16 protein-coding genes and 1 other RNA gene are annotated in these 18903 nt (G+C 46.7%); 15 read left to right on the forward strand and 2 right to left on the reverse strand.

What is annotated here, in order from left to right; genetic code table 11:
* The first annotated feature begins 3 nt into the window (after positions 1 to 3).
* The gene (speB, locus tag AC4E8D_RS00560; protein WP_237178613.1) at positions 4 to 873 is read left to right on the forward strand and encodes an agmatinase; all 870 of its coding nucleotides are present in this window, start codon (positions 4 to 6) and stop codon (positions 871 to 873) included.
* A 309-nt stretch (positions 874 to 1182) separates the two neighbouring features.
* On the opposite strand, the gene AC4E8D_RS00565 is transcribed toward speB, so the two are convergent.
* A complete protein-coding gene (locus tag AC4E8D_RS00565; protein WP_490205720.1) occupies positions 1183 to 1311 on the reverse strand; it encodes a hypothetical protein in 129 nt (42 codons plus the stop codon).
* A 393-nt stretch (positions 1312 to 1704) separates the two neighbouring features.
* Between AC4E8D_RS00565 and AC4E8D_RS00570 the strand changes: the two genes are divergently transcribed.
* From AC4E8D_RS00570 to argS, 5 genes are all read left to right on the forward strand, one after another.
* Positions 1705 to 2892 (forward strand): WD40/YVTN/BNR-like repeat-containing protein, encoded by a 1188-nt coding sequence (locus AC4E8D_RS00570; RefSeq protein WP_490205721.1) that lies wholly within the window; start codon positions 1705 to 1707, stop codon positions 2890 to 2892.
* A gap of 218 nt (positions 2893 to 3110) precedes the next feature.
* The gene (locus AC4E8D_RS00575) at positions 3111 to 4592 is read left to right on the forward strand and encodes an alpha-N-arabinofuranosidase (RefSeq protein WP_339181074.1); all 1482 of its coding nucleotides are present in this window, start codon (positions 3111 to 3113) and stop codon (positions 4590 to 4592) included.
* Complete coding sequence (locus tag AC4E8D_RS00580; RefSeq protein WP_237178610.1) at positions 4592 to 4861, forward strand: DUF6171 family protein; 270 nt, start codon at positions 4592 to 4594, stop codon at positions 4859 to 4861. The genes AC4E8D_RS00575 and AC4E8D_RS00580 overlap by 1 nt, the downstream gene beginning before the upstream one ends.
* A gap of 265 nt (positions 4862 to 5126) precedes the next feature.
* Positions 5127 to 5552: a YwiB family protein gene (locus AC4E8D_RS00585; RefSeq protein ID WP_017691299.1), complete on the forward strand. Its 426-nt coding sequence runs from the start codon at positions 5127 to 5129 to the stop codon at positions 5550 to 5552.
* Entirely contained in the window at positions 5549 to 7228 is a 1680-nt protein-coding gene (gene argS / locus AC4E8D_RS00590; RefSeq protein ID WP_221824822.1) for an arginine--tRNA ligase, read from the forward strand. Before AC4E8D_RS00585 ends, argS begins: the two co-directional genes overlap by 4 nt.
* A 288-nt stretch (positions 7229 to 7516) precedes the next feature.
* On the opposite strand, the gene AC4E8D_RS00595 is transcribed toward argS, so the two are convergent.
* Positions 7517 to 8671, reverse strand: a complete 1155-nt coding sequence (locus AC4E8D_RS00595; RefSeq protein ID WP_221824824.1) for a S8 family peptidase — start codon at positions 8669 to 8671, stop codon at positions 7517 to 7519.
* Between the two features lie 462 nt (positions 8672 to 9133).
* Between AC4E8D_RS00595 and rpoE the strand changes: the two genes are divergently transcribed.
* The 9 genes from rpoE (at position 9134) to ffs (ending at position 18771) form a co-directional block, all read left to right on the forward strand.
* Positions 9134 to 9703: a DNA-directed RNA polymerase subunit delta gene (gene rpoE, locus AC4E8D_RS00600; protein WP_221824826.1), complete on the forward strand. Its 570-nt coding sequence runs from the start codon at positions 9134 to 9136 to the stop codon at positions 9701 to 9703.
* Positions 9704 to 10156: 453 nt separating this feature from the next.
* Entirely contained in the window at positions 10157 to 11761 is a 1605-nt protein-coding gene (pyrG, locus tag AC4E8D_RS00605; protein ID WP_076217010.1) for a CTP synthase, read from the forward strand.
* 230 nt (positions 11762 to 11991) lie between these two features.
* Positions 11992 to 12378, forward strand: a complete 387-nt coding sequence (locus AC4E8D_RS00610) for a response regulator (protein WP_490205722.1) — start codon at positions 11992 to 11994, stop codon at positions 12376 to 12378.
* A 260-nt stretch (positions 12379 to 12638) separates the two neighbouring features.
* A complete protein-coding gene (gene fba / locus AC4E8D_RS00615) occupies positions 12639 to 13493 on the forward strand; it encodes a class II fructose-1,6-bisphosphate aldolase (RefSeq protein ID WP_036607263.1) in 855 nt (284 codons plus the stop codon).
* Between the two features lie 147 nt (positions 13494 to 13640).
* Positions 13641 to 14894, forward strand: a complete 1254-nt coding sequence (gene murA, locus AC4E8D_RS00620) for a UDP-N-acetylglucosamine 1-carboxyvinyltransferase (protein ID WP_017691290.1) — start codon at positions 13641 to 13643, stop codon at positions 14892 to 14894.
* A gap of 463 nt (positions 14895 to 15357) precedes the next feature.
* Entirely contained in the window at positions 15358 to 16683 is a 1326-nt protein-coding gene (rho, locus tag AC4E8D_RS00625; RefSeq protein ID WP_237178606.1) for a transcription termination factor Rho, read from the forward strand.
* Positions 16684 to 16780: 97 nt separating this feature from the next.
* On the forward strand, positions 16781 to 18055 hold the full coding sequence (locus AC4E8D_RS00630) for a radical SAM family protein (RefSeq protein WP_091039190.1): 1275 nt from the start codon (positions 16781 to 16783) through the stop codon (positions 18053 to 18055).
* Between the two features lie 102 nt (positions 18056 to 18157).
* Positions 18158 to 18355 carry a 50S ribosomal protein L31 gene (gene rpmE, locus AC4E8D_RS00635; protein ID WP_036607255.1) on the forward strand — a complete coding sequence of 66 codons (198 nt, stop codon included), beginning with the start codon at positions 18158 to 18160 and terminating at the stop codon, positions 18353 to 18355.
* A 148-nt stretch (positions 18356 to 18503) separates the two neighbouring features.
* Positions 18504 to 18771, forward strand: an RNA gene (gene ffs, locus AC4E8D_RS00640) — signal recognition particle sRNA large type.
* Positions 18772 to 18903 lie beyond the last annotated feature (132 nt).

Genomic DNA, 18903 nt, shown 5'->3' on the forward strand with positions numbered 1-18903 from the left:
TTAATGAAACTGGATCAAGCTTATTCAGGAAACGTATTTATTTGCAGCTCTGAGGATTATGAGAACTCCAAAGCGGTTATCTATGGTATGCCAATGGATTACACCGTCAGCTTCCGTCCGGGTTCCCGCTTCGGCCCATCTCATATCCGTCAGGCATCGGTTGGACTTGAAGAGTACAGCCCATATCTCGACAAAAGCATTGTAGACATGACATACTTTGACGCTGGAGACCTGCTCTTGCCTTTCGGTAACGCGGGACGCAGCCTTGAGGTAATTCATGAATACATCGGCAGTCTGCTCGCTGACGACAAATTCCCAGTGGGACTCGGTGGCGAGCATCTGGTAACTTGGCCAGTCATCCAACAGATGTACAAGAAATACCCGGATCTTATCCTGATTCATATTGATGCTCACGCTGACCTTCGTGAAAACTATGAAGGCGAGCCATTGTCCCACTCCACACCAGTGCGTAAAGCGGCTGAGTTGATGGGGGGCAAAAACATCTATCAGTTCGGTATCCGTTCCGGTTCCCGTGAGGAGTTCCAGTATGGTCGCGAGAACATCAACTTCTATCCATTTGAAGTGGCAGCTCCGATGAAGGAAGCTCTTCCGAAGATGGGTAATCGTCCGGTATACGTAACTATCGACATCGATGTGCTTGATCCGTCAGCAGCACCAGGAACAGGTACGGCAGAAGCGGGCGGCATTACGTCCAAGGAACTGCTGGAAGCCGTTCATATGATCGCAGGATCTGATGTGAATGTCGTTGGTTGTGACTTGGTTGAAGTTGCACCAATCTATGATCCAACACAACAGACACAGATTGTAGCTGCAAAGCTGATCCGTGAAATGCTGCTTGGATTCGTGAAATAATCACAGAATAACCGATAATTATAACGCTCTCTGTCTGCGCGGTTTCAACTTTGCGCAGGGGAGAGCGTTTTTGTATTGTTAACTTTTGGACAGAGCTGTGCTATACTGACTACATAAGTATTCAGTAGTATATTAATTGATATATTACATTCGTGAAGTATATGGTGATTCGGTTCGGTCATATACTAAAAAGAGCCTTTACCGCTGCCAACGGTAAAGACTCTTAGGACCCGAAAGGCTGTGGATTGCCACGGCGCGCATGAACTAAATACTGTTATTCAAGCGAAACCCACCGTCAGGCATCCAACCTTATGAGGTGGGTTTTCGCTTGCTACGAAACTTTTTGCGCAACCAACGGTAAAGCTTCCGCCCACTCAGTACAATACTGAGGATCGCAGCAATCCATCGGATTACATCAAGCGCCACAAGTTTGACCATCGACGGTCACCCCCTTTCGGGAAGCTGCGCCGTGGTCTGAAAAACATCCACCAATATTCAAAAGTCCATAACATTAATTATAGCACGTATGTTCCCGTGTCTCTACCATTTTTTGCTTGTGTTAGTATAGCTCGCACATGCAGGTTTCCTGCCTTGGCATGACTCCATCTTAATATTTATGCCTTTTCTTAAGTGTCAGTTTTGTTATCCTTGCTGTGGTGACGTATCCCATTTAACTTAGAGTACACAATGTTTGGTGATGAACCACCCTTGCCTACATGATCCAATCATGGGTAAAGGTGGTTTTTTTCTTGCGAAATTGTCATCGGGGTTAATCAGATTGTTACGTTAGAACCATCAAATTTGGGTAAAACCATAAAAGGAGGTGTTACGATGACAACCAAGAGTACAATGACATGGAAACGGATTGGTGCACTCGCATTATCGTTAACACTGGCTTGGGGGATGGGACCGGTACATACGTTATCAGGTGCTAACGCTGCATCCTCACAGGCATGTGGAAAGGGAGATCATGGACTATCTGCTACATTGAAAAAGGTCAGCGGTGTGGAAGAGCAACACCTGCAATTTACTGACATTGATTTTCTTAATGATACGACTGGACGAGCTGGGGGTGAAGGCTTCCTGATCGGTACTTCGAATGCAGGATGTACGTGGCAGTCCATATATACCGGGCAGTGGCAATTCACTCAGCTTGATTTTCCGAATAATGTGAACGGATATGCGCTGGCGCGAGTGAAGGATTCACCTGCAACCTATCTGATCCGTACCCATGATGGGGGATCGCACTGGACGCGGCTCGATACGCCGGGCATTCAATTCAAGCGAATTGATTTTCGCAATAAAGATGTAGGTTATGGTTACACCTATAATGGTGCATATCAGACGAAGGATGGCGGGGTAACCTGGAGTAAAATGAATACACCTGCCAACACGCGTGCAGCTGCCTTTGCAACAGAGAAACAAGGGTATGCCGTCGTGGTTGTACCTGGATCGGGATATCATCTGAAGCAAACGAGTGATGGCGGCAAGAAGTGGACCACCTCTCTTCGAGTTGTCTCAGACACATGGAGCGGAGGGGATCTGTATGCACATGGCCAGCAAGTATGGGCCCTTTTGTATGGTGATGCAGGCATGTCCCAACAATCGTACTCCCTCTATGCGAGCGGTAATCAAGGCAAGAACTGGACCCAAGTATTTGCACAATCCACAGCAGGGGGAGGTCCTGCACCGGGTACAAACAGTACGGGCAAAGGAAACGGACCAGCCAACCCGGGTGGTCATCCCGGCAACATGGCGTTGATTGGTAATCAGACGGCGTATCTGTCTGCAGGTTCACCCGCAGCTGGCAAAGTGGGTATTGGACGTTCTTATGATACAGGTTCCACGTGGAAAAATATTGACCTGAAAGATCCGGGATACAGTTCCCGTATCTCGTTCCCATCGGCCAAGACGGGTTGGCTCGTAGTCACAAGTGATAACTCTCCTGTGATCTATCAGACTACAGATGGTGGAACGACGTGGACACAAAAAATGTTGTTGCCTTCAGAGCAGGATTAAGTAGTCTCTTATTCTGAAATAATAAACGGGCAAATCCAAATTAGAAATGTATAAAAATCAATTTGGTAAGTCTCTGTATGAATTTCTATAACAAACAAGCCTCTTCCTAATCAATTACACAGGAAGAGGCTTGTTTGTGTAGAAATAAAAACGGTTGAAACCTACTCTAAAACGAGTTATTGTAAGCGATAACAATACATTATATGGAGGTTGAAATCATGGTTGATGTTATTTTAAAGGCGGATTCTGATAAAGGATTAATAAATCGCAATATATATGGTCACTTTTCCGAACACTTGGGACGTTGTATTTATGAGGGGCTGTGGGTAGGAGAAGATTCACCTATTCCGAATACGGATGGGATTCGAAATGATGTATTAACGGCCTTGCAGAAGCTTAATATTCCAGTACTTCGCTGGCCAGGCGGTTGTTTTGCCGATGAATATCACTGGAAAGATGGTGTAGGTCCGAAGAGTGAGCGTGCTCGTATGATCAATACACACTGGGGCGGTGTGGAAGAGAACAATCACTTTGGTACACATGAATTCTTGAGATTATGTGAGTTGCTCGGCACGGAGCCATATATTAGTGGCAATCTGGGTAGCGGTACAGTGCAGGAGATGCAGGAATGGGTGGAGTACATCACATTTGACGGCGAATCCCCGATGGCGAACTGGCGTAAGAGTAATGGTAGGGAAGAACCGTGGAAAATGAAGTATTTTGGCGTGGGAAATGAGAACTGGGGATGCGGCGGCAATATGCGCCCTGAATATTATGCGGATGAATATCGCCGGTATGCTACATATGTACGTAACTATTCCGGAAACGAGATTTATAAAATCGCTTGCGGACCGAACGAAGGTAACTATGAATGGATGGAAGTCCTGATGCGGGAGGCTGCTCGCTTTATGGATGGAATCAGTCTTCATTATTACACTATCCCTACAGGAGAGTGGAATGATAAAGGCGCAGCTACAGGATTTGGTGAAGCTGAATGGTTTACCACCTTGAAAAAAACGCTCCATATGGATGAATTACTGGTGAAGCACTCCGAGATTATGGACAAATATGATCCAGAGGGCAGAGTCGGCATTATTGTGGATGAATGGGGTACGTGGTATAACGTTGAGCCGGGAACCAATCCAGGATTCCTATATCAACAGAACACGATGCGGGACGCTGTGCTTGCAGGTGTTAATCTGAATATTTTCAACCAACATAATAAACGGGTACACATGGCAAATCTTGCGCAGATCGTCAATGTGCTTCAATCGCTTGTGCTCACGGAAGGGGACAAAATGCTCCTGACCCCTACGTATCATGTATTTGATATGTATCAGGTTCATATGGATGCGCAGCGACTGGATTTGAATTATGAAAGCCCTGGGTATACCTTCGGAGAAGAAACCATTCCTCAGCTCAGCTTGTCAGCCTCCCGCAACAAGGATGGGGTCATTCACGTGACGGCTTGTAATCTTAGCCACACGGATGAGTTGGAAGTTGTATGCCAGCTGGACGCAGCTCAAGCCGCTAAAGTAACCGGGCAGATTCTGCACCATACTGATTTTGGTGCATTCAATACCTTTGAACAGCCGAACCGAGTTCAGCCTGTGGCGTGGGAAGGACTCACACTGGAGAATAACACCTTGCGTTTTGTCCTTCCACCAGCATCGGTTGGGGTCATCGCTGTCGAGGGTTAATGATGAAAAGGCAGGAACCTTGCAAGGGCTGTAATGATCAGTACGATGTGAAGATTAGCGATGCCAAAATGGCCAGACTTGTGGAGATTGCCTCGCGTTCGCGTCCGACGGTACAGGATGAGGAATATGAACGTCGGCTCTCCATCTGCTCTGCTTGTCCGGGATTGCAATATGGCACAACTTGTCGGCATTGTGGTTGTCTCGTACAGGTACGAGCGAAGCTGAGTGAGTCAACATGTCCTTTTCCTTATGAATCGCAATGGGCCTGATCGGATGAACGAATCTTATTATAATGAAGCAAAAGGGAGTTGCACTTTACAGGTGCGGCTCTTCTTTTTTGGCTTGATGAGGAAAAAACTCTGAATTTGGATTTGAATTGAGCGAGGGAACTGGATATAGTTATACAGTAGAGTGTAGGATAGCGAGCTATCCGGGAATATGAGCGCGTATAGCGACACAACAATACGGGAAGGGCTGTTCTCACCAGCCGTGCCTGATTTTGCGTCGCCTCGAATATAATGGAGGTTAACATTCATGTCGAACATGCGACCGGTACACATCCGGCTGCACAGCCGTTATGAAGGTGAAGATGTGCTGCAGGAAATGCAGGGTGAAGCTGTGTTAAAAGGGTCCGTTCTTTATGTTCGTTATGAAGAACCGCAGGTTGGACCTGAGGGAGGTACAACCCGTACAACATTGAAGTTGGGCGGACAATCCATCAAGATTATACGTCACGGTGAGGTGGAATCGGAGCAGACTTTTGAGTTGAATCGGAAGCTTCCTGGTTTCTACCGATCACCATACATGTCGTTTGCCCTGTCCACGCATACACAGAAGCTGGAACTTTCCATTCAGGGATTGAGCGCACGCGCAGCGTGGAGCTACGACTTTTACCGCTTTGATGAAGAATCCGGACATTTCGCGATTAGTTTGCATATACAGGAGGAACCAATTTCATGACACGTAATCCACTAGATACGATTAACGAACGGGTAAGCACGGCCATCGGCAACGCCATTGTGACGGCCGGAATTGTTACGCAGGAGGAATTGCCAGCCATCACATTGGAAGTGCCGCGCGAGAAAACACATGGGGACTTGGCAACCAATGCTGCCATGCAGCTGACCAAGATTGCCAAGCGCAATCCGCGTCAGATTGCTGAAGAGATCATTGCCAATCTGAATCTGGCAGAAGCCGGAATCGAGAAGGCTGAGATTGCTGGTCCAGGATTCATCAACTTCAAATTGGACAAGAGTTACCTTTACCCAGTACTTGCGCTTGTGCAGGAGCAGGGTGAAGACTACGGAAGAATTAACATCGGAGAAGGACGCAAAGTCGAGATGGAGTTTGTCAGTGCCAATCCGACAGGCAGTTTGCATCTGGGCCATGCCCGTGGAGCAGCTGTAGGTGATGCACTATGTAACATCCTTGACTACGCAGGATATGATGTAACCCGTGAATACTACATTAATGATGCAGGTAATCAGGTGTTTAATCTGGCTCGTTCCATTGAAGCTCGTTATCTGCAAGAGCTGGGTCAGGATGCTGAGATGCCTGAAGACGGTTATCACGGTGAAGATATCAAAGGATTCGCCAAGCAACTTGTTGCTGAAAAGGGTGACGAATTGCTGTCCATGCATCCGGGTGACCGTGCGGCTTATTTCCGTGACTTTGGCCTGGAGAAGGAACTGGACAAGATCAAACGTGACTTGAATCGCTTCCGTGTTAACTTTGACATCTGGTTCAGCGAAACTTCCCTGTATGACAACGGAGAAGTGCTGCGAGTACTTGATGAATTGCGTGACCGCAATGAGATCTATGAGCAAGATGGAGCAACTTGGTTGAAAACGATGCAGTACGGTGACGACAAAGAACGTGTATTGATCAAGAACGATGGCACGTATACTTATCTGACACCAGATATTGCTTATCACCGCGACAAATATGCTCGTGGATACGACACGATGATTAACATCTGGGGTGCCGATCACCATGGATATATTCCACGGATGAAAGCCGCGATGCAAGCACTGGGCAATGACCCTGAGAAACTGGTGGTCTTGATTGCACAGATGGTGAGCTTGTTCCAGAACGGTGAAAAAGTGAAGATGTCCAAACGGACAGGTAAAGCTGTAACGATGGAAGATCTGATGGATGAAGTCGGCATTGATGCCATCCGTTACTTCTTCACAATGCGCAGTATGGACTCCCATCTGGACTTTGACATGGACCTTGCGATTTCGACATCCAATGAGAATCCGGTATTCTACGTACAATATGCGCATGCCCGTGTATGCAGCGTATATCGTCAGGCTGAAGAACAGGGTATTGAGCTGTTGCCACTGGCACAGATTGACCTGTCCAAGCTGACAACAGAGCACGAGTATGACCTTCTCCGCAAAATGGGAGAGCTGCCTGAGGAAATCTCGGCAGCAGCAACAGGATATGCGCCTCATCGTATCATCCGTTATGTATACGAGCTGGCATCCCTGTTCCACAGCTACTACCGTGCAGAACGTGTCATTACGGAAGATGCGCAGCAAACTCAAGCACGTCTGGCACTGATCGGTGCTGTACGTACCGTTATCGCAACAGCGCTTCGTCTGGTAGGCGTGACCGCTCCTGACAAAATGTAAATTCCAGGCTCGCGGCCTATCCCGCTCTGCCTAAGGCAAAAAGTCTCCATGTCCACGTTGAGTGCCTTCAACGTGGTACATGGAGACTTTTTTTGTTGTGTACCCTGAGTTGAAGAAAACGGAATGCCTGACCCATCCAAGGCACACTAGCCTGCCCTGACATCATAGCAGGCGTAATCTAGGGTCTCAGCCGCTACGTAATACTCCCTCGTGCGTACTGCCTGGGCCGGGCTACTGCGTTTCGCCACGAGCCTCAATCAAGTTCTGCTGACGGCTGACAGAGCTGGCTCACTCACCGCCCTCTTGCATTAGCTTCAGGGCATCAATCTCACCACCGCGCACCTTGCTTTTTGCGGTGGTGGTCTTGCGGGCGCGCAGCGGGATCGTAGCACGTTTGACGAGTGTCTTGATTTCACTAGGGGATAACCCCGGATGTTTGGAGAGCAGCAAGGCGATAGCGCCACTCACATGGGACGTCGCCATGGATGTGCCGCTCATCTCGTGATGTTTGCCTTGTACCCAGGAGGAGACAATTTTATCACCGGGTGCATAGACATCCACATATGCGCCACGATTGCTGAAGGATGCAATACGTCTGTTTTTGTCAGTTGCCCCAACAGATATGGTCTGGGGATACCGTGCAGGGTAATCAATACTGCGGCGTTTGCCGTCATTTCCTGACGAAGCAACAATAACGATTCCAGCATGGTACGCACGATTGACAACGTCAAGAAGCGCCTTGCTGCGTGTTTTCATGCCAAAGCTCATATTGATGATATCGACCTTGTTGCGCACACACCAGTCGATGCCAAGTACAATATCGGATACATAAGCCGATCCGTTGTGGTCAAATGCTTTTACTGGATAGATCAGGGAGCGTGGCGCTACACCAATCATGCCTGCGGTACTGTTGGCAGCAGCGATAGTCCCTGCAATGTGGGTACCGTGTCCGTTATCATCATGAGGAAGCAGGCTGCGGTTTAACAGATTGATTCCGCGTGCCAGGGAATAACGAAGATCAGGATGGTGATAATCAGCACCTGTATCAATCACACCGATTTTAATCCGGTGTCCGGTAGAAACAGACCATACTTTGGGCGCCCGAATCTGCTTCACTCCCCAGGGTATGCCCTGGGCATTGCTTGGTTTGCTGTGGAGTGCGGTGGCATGGAGGGAGATGGGTACGTCTGCTTCAATTGTAATCTCATCCCCATAGCGGTATAGGTCCTCCGGGCGTTGGACTGGAGCGATAATGGAACGAGCCAGTCGCGAGGAACGGACAACCCCAAGATCGGTGAATTCATTCCGCATTCGGGACAATTCTACGAGACAGGCCTCGTACTGCTGCGGTTTGGCAAATCGGATCAAATATCGCCCTCCTTGTTCTGGTTCAGGGCGTCGCATTCCGTCAATCAATTGATGCAATAAACCAGTATAGTCCATAATGGGCAGCCCCCTTCGGGATGAACATGCTGAGGTATTCTATGAATGCGCTCATCCCGCCGCATGGGGAACTTGCCCTTTTTTTACAAAAACACATTCTCTTCGTGTCAAAACGGGCGCAGAGACATATGATGGATGGAGAGCTAGAGGGCTCTTGCGGGGAACCTGGTGAGGAGTAATCCTCCAAGGGTATACAGTCAGAAGGCGGAGGGGACTCCGTCTTTTTTATGATGGAGTTGTCTCTTTGGCAATAGAGGATATTTCTGTGGGATCGATGCCACTTCACGTTTAATATATGGACATATTGTTGCTGCTCTCCGCATTTGCGTCACATCCGTACATAAAAACTTGCTTTTTAACGCTAAATAGGTTTTACTTAGGTTTGTTAATGGATATGTTATACGTAACAGTCCAGTTCGTAGGGGTTAAAAAGTGAATTTTGTGTGAGAGGAAGTGTCTGCAGTGAGTACCTCGCTCAATTTGAAAATTGATAAAGAAAAGGTAAAAGAGATCCCTTTGGTGGACCTTGCCTTTATGGTGCTGAAAGCGGCTAATACGCCGTATTACTATCGTGACTTGATGAATGAGGTAGCGAAGCAGCGCGGAATGACTGATGAAGAAATCAACGAGTTTATCGCCCAGCTATATACCGAGATTAATATCGATGGCCGTTTTGCTTGCGTCGGTACAAGTCTGTGGGGCTTGAAGCGCTGGTATCCGGTAGCTGGAACAGAAGATTCCATGACGGGTGCGAAGCGTCCGCGTATCATCAACGATGAAGACGATGATCTGGAAGATGAAGACTTCGGTGAAGAAGACAGCTATAACAGTGATGAAGACTTCGACAGCACGGATAAAGAAGAAGAAGAAGAAGACGAAGAAGATGAAGACGAAGATGACATCTTTGACGAAGAAGACAGCGAAGAAGAAGTGCTGGTTGAAGATGATGATCTGGAAGATGAAGACCTCGAAGAAGACGAAGAAGAGTCCGAAAACGAGGATGAATTTGACGACGATTCTGATAATCGGTAGTCATTTTTGACGTCTATAATTTACCCGTTTCCCCGGAATAGTCAGCCTTGACAGCAGACGGGGTAACGGGTAAACTATTGCATGGGCTTATGAATGAGCGACAATATATTTATGTTTTTTATAGAAGGTGCCCCGTCCTGCGGGAGTACTTTTTTTTGTATTTTTAGAGGCATAATTTTGCAAAATGTTTTCAATTCCACATGCTCCCGGCCAACATTTCGTGGCCCGTTTTTGTATATCAAAAACACGAAATGGAATGAAGGCTACCGGAATGTTTGCACCATTTTTTGCTGTAAAACAATGTTTATTTAAACCGTCTTCGCAGAAAGAGCAGTTCGCAGATGCAGGGAATTTCTGCCATTGCTCTTTTTAACGATGATTACCTGGGAAACAGGTTACGATAACACCATATATCGCCTGAATTTCTGTACTTATATTAGGAGGGTAATAACAGTGACAAAGTATATTTTCGTGACGGGCGGAGTTGTGTCCTCCCTGGGCAAAGGGATTACGGCTGCTTCTCTGGGCAGATTGCTGAAAAACAGAGGGCTTAAGGTAACGATCCAGAAATTTGATCCATATATTAACATCGACCCAGGGACAATGAGTCCTTATCAGCATGGCGAGGTTTTTGTAACGGATGATGGCGCGGAAACGGATCTGGACCTTGGCCACTATGAACGTTTTATTGATATCAATCTCTCCAAAAACAGCAACGTCACGACTGGTAAAGTATACTCTTCCGTCATCAGCAAAGAGCGGCGCGGGGAATATCTGGGCGGAACGGTACAAGTTATCCCACACATTACGAACGAGATCAAAGAGCGGGTATTCCGCGCTGGGCGTGAAGCGGGTTCGGATGTGGTTATTACGGAAATTGGCGGAACAGTGGGCGACATTGAGAGTTTGCCTTTCCTGGAAGCTATCCGTCAGATCAAAAGTGATGTAGGTCGCGACAATGTGATGTATATCCACGTAACACTTATTCCTTATATCAAAGCAGCTGGTGAAGTGAAAACAAAACCAACGCAACATAGTGTTAAGGAATTACGAAGCATCGGTATTCAACCAAATGTGATTGTATGCCGTACAGAGTATGAATTGTCTAAAGACATGAAAGCCAAGATCGCTCTCTTCTGCGACATTGATGAGAATGCCGTGGTTGAATGTCGTGATGCAGACACGTTGTATCAAGTACCTCTGAACCTGCGTGAAGAAGGTTTGGATGAGATCGTGGTAAATCACCTGAAACTGACTACTCCTGCACCGGATATGAGCGAGTGGGAAGGACTGGTTGACCGGATCAACAAGTTGGAGCATACAGTTGAGATCGCTATTGTTGGTAAATATGTAGCGCTTCATGATGCATACCTGAGTGTTGTTGAGTCGTTGTCTCATGCAGGATTTGCATCCAATGCCGATGTGAAAATCCGCTGGGTTCCTTCTGAAGATATTACGGATGAGAATGTAGGCGACCTGTTGCATGGTATTGGCGGTATCCTTGTTCCTGGCGGATTCGGAGATCGTGGTATTGAAGGTAAAGTATCGGCAATCCGTTATGCTCGTGAGAAACAAATCCCGTTCTTCGGTATTTGCCTGGGTATGCAGGTTTCCGTTATTGAATATGCACGTTCCATCGTTGGTTTGAATGGCGCGAACAGTTCCGAGATTAATCCGGCTACGGAATTCCCGGTGATCGATCTGTTGCCTGAGCAAAAAGATATCGAGAATCTGGGTGGAACGATGCGTCTGGGTCTGTATCCTTGTAAGCTTCAAGAAGGTTCTTTGGCGATGGCTTGTTATGATGACGAACTGGTATATGAGAGACACCGTCACCGGTATGAGTTCAACAATGAATACCGTGAAACGATCGAAAAAGCAGGACTGGTTATCTCGGGTACATCTCCGGATGGACGTCTGGTTGAGATCGTTGAACTTCCAGGACACCCATGGTTCCTGGCGGTACAATTCCATCCGGAATTCACTTCCCGTCCAAACCGTCCGCAACCATTGTTCCGTGAGTTTGTAAAAGCTTCTCTGGAGAATGCGCAGAAGTAATACATGTTTTTAGTGTTAATGTAATAGATTATTGGGGATGTTCCTGGCAACCATAGCGGCTGCCGGAACATCCCTTTTTTTTGTATAAAGAGCAGATGGAAATGCTTTTTGTCATTTTGTGAAGGTAGCAGGATTTTAATGGAAGAGGTAGAATACTTATCATGACGACTATGGGATAGTTATCCAGATTCGATGATGTGCATGCTTTCCTAATTCTAGGAGGTTACAGAGTGGAAGATAAAAAAGTTTTGATTGTTGATGACCAGAATGGTATTCGAATCCTGTTAATGGAAGTGTTCAGCAGTGAGGGGTATAACACGTTTCAAGCACCCAACGGCAAGGTTGCTCTGGAGATTGTGAATAATGACAAGCCTGACTTGGTATTGCTCGATATGAAGATTCCTGGGATGGAAGGTCTTGAAATCCTGAAGCATATTAAAGAGATTGATCCGGGTATCAAGGTGATCATGATGACCGCTTATGGTGAACTGGACATGATTAAGGAAGCAACAGATCTCGGAGCGCTCATGCACTTTACGAAACCGTTTGATATCGATGAGATGCGAGTGGCTGTGAATATGCAACTTCGCAATGGTACTGCCAATAAATGCAGCTGAATCCTGTTGATACAGGATTTTTTTGCGTGTGGAGAACATAGAAGGTGCTTGGTGGGAGAATTGGGTAATTCACTCCTACATCCGGGGAATATTGGAAATGTGGAAGTTATAAAGCGGTGTCTATGAAAACTGTGCTGCAAAGCACAGCATTTTTGCAAATGCTTGTTTAGTATTTGACATGGGATGTGGTATAATAAGCCCGTATGTGATTTCGGCTAAAAACCATAGACACAACCCAAACCCCTAGGAGGATTGAAACCATGCCATTAGTATCTATGACAGACATGTTGAACAAAGCACTTGAAGGAAAATATGCAGTTGGTCAATACAACATCAATAACCTTGAGTGGACTCAAGCGATTCTTGGTGCTGCTGAAGAAGAGAAATCCCCAGTAATCTTGGGTGTATCCGAAGGCGCAGCACGTCACATTGGTGGCTTCTACACTGTAGTTAAAATGGTAGAAGGACTCATTCACGACATGAAAATCACCGTTCCAGTTGCAATTCACCTGGACCACGGTTCAAGCTTCGACAAGTGTAAAGAAGCGATCGATGCTGGATTCACATCCGTTATGATCGACGGTTCCCACCACTCTATCGATGAGAACATCGAAATGACTAAAAAAGTTGTTGAATATGCACACGCTAAAGGCGTTTCTGTAGAAGCTGAAGTAGGTACTGTAGGCGGACAAGAAGACGACGTTATCGGCGGCATTATGTATGCTGACTTGAACGAGTGTATCCGTATCGTTAAAGAAACAGGTATTGATACATTGGCACCAGCTCTTGGTTCCGTACACGGTCCTTACCATGGCGAGCCTAACCTGGGCTTCAAAGAAATGGAAGAAGTTCGTGACGCGGTACAAGTTCCACTCGTATTGCACGGTGGTACAGGTATTCCTAAACACGACATCGACAAAGCCATTTCCCTGGGTACATCCAAAATCAACGTAAACACAGAGAACCAAATTGCTTTTGCAAGAGTGGTTCGTGAAGTGCTTGCTGCTAAACCAGATGCTTACGATCCACGTACATTCATCGTACCAGGCCGTGAAGCAATCAAAGAAACCGTTAAAGGTAAAATCCGCGAGTTTGGTTCTAACAACAAAGCGTAATTTATCTTTACCAGTTCCATACTGTGAAATGGAAAAACACCGCCTAGCCGGTGTCTTTCCATTTTCACACCTTATTTCTACATCGGAAGCCAACAGCACGTATTGCCGTTCATCGGCTGCAAAACACGTAGGGGGACATTAAGCTTTATGGAAAAATTGATGATTAGTGGCGGACGTCCGTTACAGGGAACTGTAACTATAAGCGGCGCCAAGAACAGCGCCATTGCGCTTATTCCTGCAGCATTGCTTGCCGAGTCAGAAGTCGTGTTGGACAACCTGCCACTTTTGAGTGACGTGGCGGTTTATGCAGAAATTTTGGAGGAACTCGGAGCACGTGTGACTTGGGAAGGCAGTCAGATGAAGATTGACCCTTCTGACATCAAATCCATTCCTATGCCGAATGGTCCCGTGAAGAAGCTTCGCGCTTCGTATTATATGATGGGTGCATTGCTAGGGCGTTTCAAAGAAGCGACCATAGGTTTACCAGGGGGCTGTAATTTTGAGCCTCGGCCAATTGATCAACATATCAAAGGTTTTGAAGCGCTTGGCGCAACAGTAACAAACGAACACGGCTCCATTCATTTGCATGCCAAAGAGCTGCGCGGAGCAAAAATCTATCTTGATGTAAGCAGTGTCGGCGCAACCATTAATATCATGCTGGCGGCTACTCGTGCCAAAGGCTCTACAATTATCGAAAACGCGGCTAAAGAGCCTGAGATTATAGATGTAGCAACACTTCTGAATTCCATGGGTGCCAGCATCAAGGGTGCAGGTACCGAAACGATCCGTATTGAAGGGGTCTCGGAGCTTAAAGGCTGCCGTCATTCCATCATTCCGGACCGTATCCAAGCAGGTACGTATATGATCGCTGCAGCGGCGACGCGCGGAGATGTTCTGATTGACAATGTGATTCCCAAACATCTGGAAGCTTTAACGGCAAAGCTGCTGGAAATGGGTGTTGGTATTGAGGAATTGGATGAAAGTATACGTGTCATTGGTAAACCAAGCTATAACCACGTTGACGTGAAGGCACTTGTATATCCTGGTTTTCCAACGGATCTACAGTCACCCATGACCAGTGTTTTGACACAGGCAACCGGTGTGAGCGTCCTGAGCGACTTTGTATACAGTAATCGGTTCAAGCATGTGCCTGAGTTAGTGCGGATGGGTGCAAAGATTCGAGTAGAAGGACGGTCAGCGATTATTGAAGGCAGTGCATTAAACGCAGCCAAAGTAAAAGCATCCGATCTTCGCGCTGGGGCAGCGCTGGTAATTGCAGGTCTCACTGTCAGTGAAGGTGTGACTGAAGTAACGGGGGTCGAATATATCGACCGCGGTTATGATCATCTGGTGACTAATCTGCGCCTGCTCGGTGCAGATGTATGGCGGGAAACTGATTAATAGGAAGCGTTATGCATAGTTCGGTCCTACACATGTTTTTTTTAACTGAACTGCATATCTTTTTGTTGATTGGGTAAACCTGTTTTAATAGAGTTCTCAGTCTCTCCGGCATAAGACGAAATGTTTCTGTTTCCTTTACCGGAGGGTCTTTTTTTGAATTAAACTTCATATGGCTGTAAGAACATCATTTCTCATCCCCAACCCCCGGTTTTGTTTGAACTGCGCTCCACAGCCGGTCTATCCGGATTGATCGCCTCAATGCATCGTTCACTCAATAGCGGATCTGCCGAATGTTGGCCATCCCACCCGGAAACTTACACTCAAAGACAAGTATTTGCATTATAACGGTTACATTCCGTACAATGGACAGAAGAGATTGTGGCAGACGCTGCGCTCTATAGCCGAACATCTAGCGAAACTATCCATTTCACACGGACTTATTAATTGAATAGGTGGTTATTATATGGATCTACAAATTTCCGATTTGGAAGAAATGAAACTAACGGACCTCTACAAACTGGCCAAAAAATATCAGATACCTTACTATGGTACGTTAAAAAAGAAAGAATTAATCTTTGCTATACTACGTGCACAAGCTGAACAGAGCGGCCTGATGTTCATGCAAGGCGTACTCGAGATTTTACCTGAAGGTTACGGATTCTTAAGACCTATCAACTACTTGCCAAGTACGGAAGACATCTACATCTCAGCTTCTCAGATTCGCAAGTTTGACCTCAGAACAGGTGACCTCGTATCAGGTAAGTGTAGAACGCCTAAGGAAAATGAGAGATACTTCGGTTTGTTGCAAGTCAACGCTGTAAATGGTGAGAATCCATCGGCGGCTGCAGAGCGACTTCACTTCCCGGCACTAACCCCACTGTATCCGCAGAAAAAACTGGTTCTCGAAACATCCCCCAGCCATTTGTCCACACGCATTATGGATGTGCTCGCCCCGGTAGGATTGGGACAGCGCGGATTGATCGTAGCACCTCCCAAAGCGGGTAAAACGCTTCTCCTCAAAGAAATTGCCAACAGCATCTCAACTAACAATCCTGAAATTGAACTGTTTGTCCTGTTGATTGACGAACGTCCAGAGGAAGTAACGGATATGTCGCGTTCGGTAAAAGGGGAAGTTGTGGCTTCAACATTTGATGAACTGCCTGAGAATCATATTAAGGTGGCGGAATTGGTGCTTGAACGTGCGCTTCGTTTGGTTGAGGCCAAAAAGGATGTCGTTATCCTGCTGGATAGCATTACACGTCTTGCCCGTGCATATAACCTGGTTATTCCACCATCCGGTCGTACGCTTAGTGGTGGTATTGACCCAGCTGCATTCCATCGTCCGAAACGTTTCTTCGGTTCTGCCCGGAATGTGGAAGAAGGCGGAAGCTTGACCATCTTGGCAACGGCATTAATTGATACTGGATCACGTATGGATGACGTCATCTATGAAGAATTTAAGGGTACAGGTAATATGGAGCTTCATCTAGACCGTCGTCTGGCAGAGCGCCGCATATTCCCGGCAATCGACATTCGTCGTTCGGGTACACGTCGTGAAGAAGTGTTGCTTAGCAAGGAAGAGTTGGATACAATCTGGGCGATTCGTAAAAACATGAATGATTCCCATGACTTTGTTGAAGGATTCCTGAAAAAACTTCGTAACAGCAAGACAAATGCAGAGTTTTTGGCGGCATTTGATTCAGCTGGTAATAGTCCAACAAGCAATTCCGGGACAACAACAACCCGTCGTTCACCTAGACAGACAGCTACGTCAGGTACATCGACGTAATTGCCGTTTGACTAATCACTTTCTTTTTGCAGCATTGCTGTGAATGTTACAATACACTCGTCGTTAGGTTTAACCCATTAGATGTGAGGAGAACATCATGTATTTAGTATACGCAGATGAAAAAGGTAATGTATTTGATCATCCTTCCCTGTACGGGCTTGCCCGCAGTGGAGATATGATCGTTGAGATTATGGAAGACGAACTCATCCCTTTGCCAGAGGGTGCAACGTTGGTTGGACTCCCGAGTACCCGGCCGATTGGTATGGACCCGGACACAGGTGAGATGCTTCCAATGCCAACGGACACACAGGCGGTAGGTGCTTTACTTCCACAGGGATTCACTCGTTTGTGTCTCCCTGGTTATGTGAAGACGGATAAAGAGTATAAATTGCCGTTATTCGGCTATTCCGCAGTAGTTTGGAAAGATGGCGGTTTCTATGTCACGGCTGCGAAGTCAGATAGTCCTGACCAATGGAATCCGCTCAACTGTGATCGTGACGATGTACGTTCCGGGGTTAAACGATTGACAGAGCAATATCCCGAGAACCGTCTTTATACCCATCTATCCAACTGTGCGCTTGGATATGAATGCCTAACTTCATCAAACACGTTCCTGAATCGTTGGGAAGGTGGAGTACCGGTATCCTATTCTTGCAATGCGGGCTGTTTCGGGTGTATCTCCGAGCAACCGGATGATAGCGGCTTTGTTTCCCCGCAGACACGTATGAACTTCCGACCACGTGTGGATGAGATTGTGGAGGTTATGCTGGAACACCTGAAGACGCCGGAGTCCATTATTAGCTTTGGACAAGGTTGTGAAGGGGAGCCTTCCACGCAGGCCAAGCTGATTATTGAAGCGATTCGCGAAGTGCGTTCCGTAACGGACATGGGGTATATCAACATTAATACCAATGCCGGACTGAACGATCACATTAGAGGTATTGTAGATGCTGGATTGGATCTGATGCGCGTAAGTACAATTAGTGCACTGGATGACCACTATAACGCCTACTATAAACCGCGTGGTTATACCTTAGCCAATGTTGAGAAATCAATGAAATACGCAGCGCAGCAGGGTGTATATACGTCCATTAACTATCTGATCTTCCCAGGCGTAACAGACCGAGAAGAAGAGATTGAGGCGATGATTGAGTTTGCGAGAAGAACCGATCTACGCTTGATTCAGATGCGTAATCTCAATATTGATCCAGAGAGCTATCTGGAATTAATTCCTCCTGCTCAAGGTGATATCTTGGGCATGAAGCAGATGATTGAGATTTTTGAAGACGAGCTGCCTGATGTTGTGATCGGATCGTATACCCATGTTCCACCCGCTGGAATGGCACGTCCAAAACGGTTGATTACCTCATAACAATAATGGATTGCAACAGGCACAAGGCCGTGTTATAATCTCAGAGTTGTGCCATTTACTCTGGGTCCGCTTGAGGCTCAGGGCGGAAAGAGGTGAAAGGTAATGAAAGAAGCAATTCATCCTAATTACACGATTGGTCAAGTATCTTGCGCTTGCGGGAATACTTTTGAGACAGGTTCGGTTAAAGACGGACTTCGTGTAGAGATTTGCTCCGCGTGCCACCCGTTCTTCACAGGTAAACAGAAGTTTATCGATGCTGGCGGCCGTGTTGATCGTTTCAAGAAGAAATACGGAATCTAATTGGACAATTCTTGGAGTTGTCTGCTAATTGCATCCAACACACCCCTGCTGATCTGGCAGGGGTTTTTATATATTTTATAGGTAAGCATGTTTGCTTACGAGTTCCTCTGGTTGCAATTTGGATAACCTTACGTTATACTATTTCTTACCGTGCTAGATGGGGAGGTAGCGGTGCCCTGTAACTCGCAATCCGCTATAGCGAGGTTGAATTCCTGCTAGAGGTTTTGCCGATGTGAGGTTTGGTCCCTAAACGTGGTGTTGACGGTTGGGTCCTCCGCAATGAGTACTCATGAACCTGGTCAGGTCCGGAAGGAAGCAGCCATAAGTGAGATCACTCTTGTGCCGGAGGGTTGCCTAGCCCGAGCTATTGTTCAGGGGTGCCACTTGGATCGCAAATATCGATAGCAGGTGCACGGCTTACCTTTTAAATGTAGAGACCTTTGCAGTAGTATGTATGCAGAGGTCTTTTTGATATGTCTTAATAAACCGCATGAATGAGTCAGATAAAGTTTGGATTCACCCTAGAATATAGTATAATAGGGGAACGA

Source organism: Paenibacillus sp. SRL342, assembly GCF_984798905.1.

Coding starts and splice junctions, on each gene's coding strand:
- AC4E8D_RS00565 (WP_490205720.1), bottom strand. CDS start 1,311: ATGGTCAAACTTGTGGCGCTTGATGTAATCCGATGGATTGCTGCGATC.
- AC4E8D_RS00630 (WP_091039190.1), top strand. CDS start 16,781: ATGTATTTAGTATACGCAGATGAAAAAGGTAATGTATTTGATCATCCT.
- speB (WP_237178613.1), top strand. CDS start 4: ATGAAACTGGATCAAGCTTATTCAGGAAACGTATTTATTTGCAGCTCT.
- AC4E8D_RS00575 (WP_339181074.1), top strand. CDS start 3,111: ATGGTTGATGTTATTTTAAAGGCGGATTCTGATAAAGGATTAATAAAT.
- AC4E8D_RS00580 (WP_237178610.1), top strand. CDS start 4,592: ATGATGAAAAGGCAGGAACCTTGCAAGGGCTGTAATGATCAGTACGAT.
- fba (WP_036607263.1), top strand. CDS start 12,639: ATGCCATTAGTATCTATGACAGACATGTTGAACAAAGCACTTGAAGGA.
- murA (WP_017691290.1), top strand. CDS start 13,641: ATGGAAAAATTGATGATTAGTGGCGGACGTCCGTTACAGGGAACTGTA.
- rpmE (WP_036607255.1), top strand. CDS start 18,158: ATGAAAGAAGCAATTCATCCTAATTACACGATTGGTCAAGTATCTTGC.
- rho (WP_237178606.1), top strand. CDS start 15,358: ATGGATCTACAAATTTCCGATTTGGAAGAAATGAAACTAACGGACCTC.
- AC4E8D_RS00585 (WP_017691299.1), top strand. CDS start 5,127: ATGTCGAACATGCGACCGGTACACATCCGGCTGCACAGCCGTTATGAA.
- AC4E8D_RS00570 (WP_490205721.1), top strand. CDS start 1,705: ATGACAACCAAGAGTACAATGACATGGAAACGGATTGGTGCACTCGCA.
- AC4E8D_RS00595 (WP_221824824.1), bottom strand. CDS start 8,671: ATGGACTATACTGGTTTATTGCATCAATTGATTGACGGAATGCGACGC.
- argS (WP_221824822.1), top strand. CDS start 5,549: ATGACACGTAATCCACTAGATACGATTAACGAACGGGTAAGCACGGCC.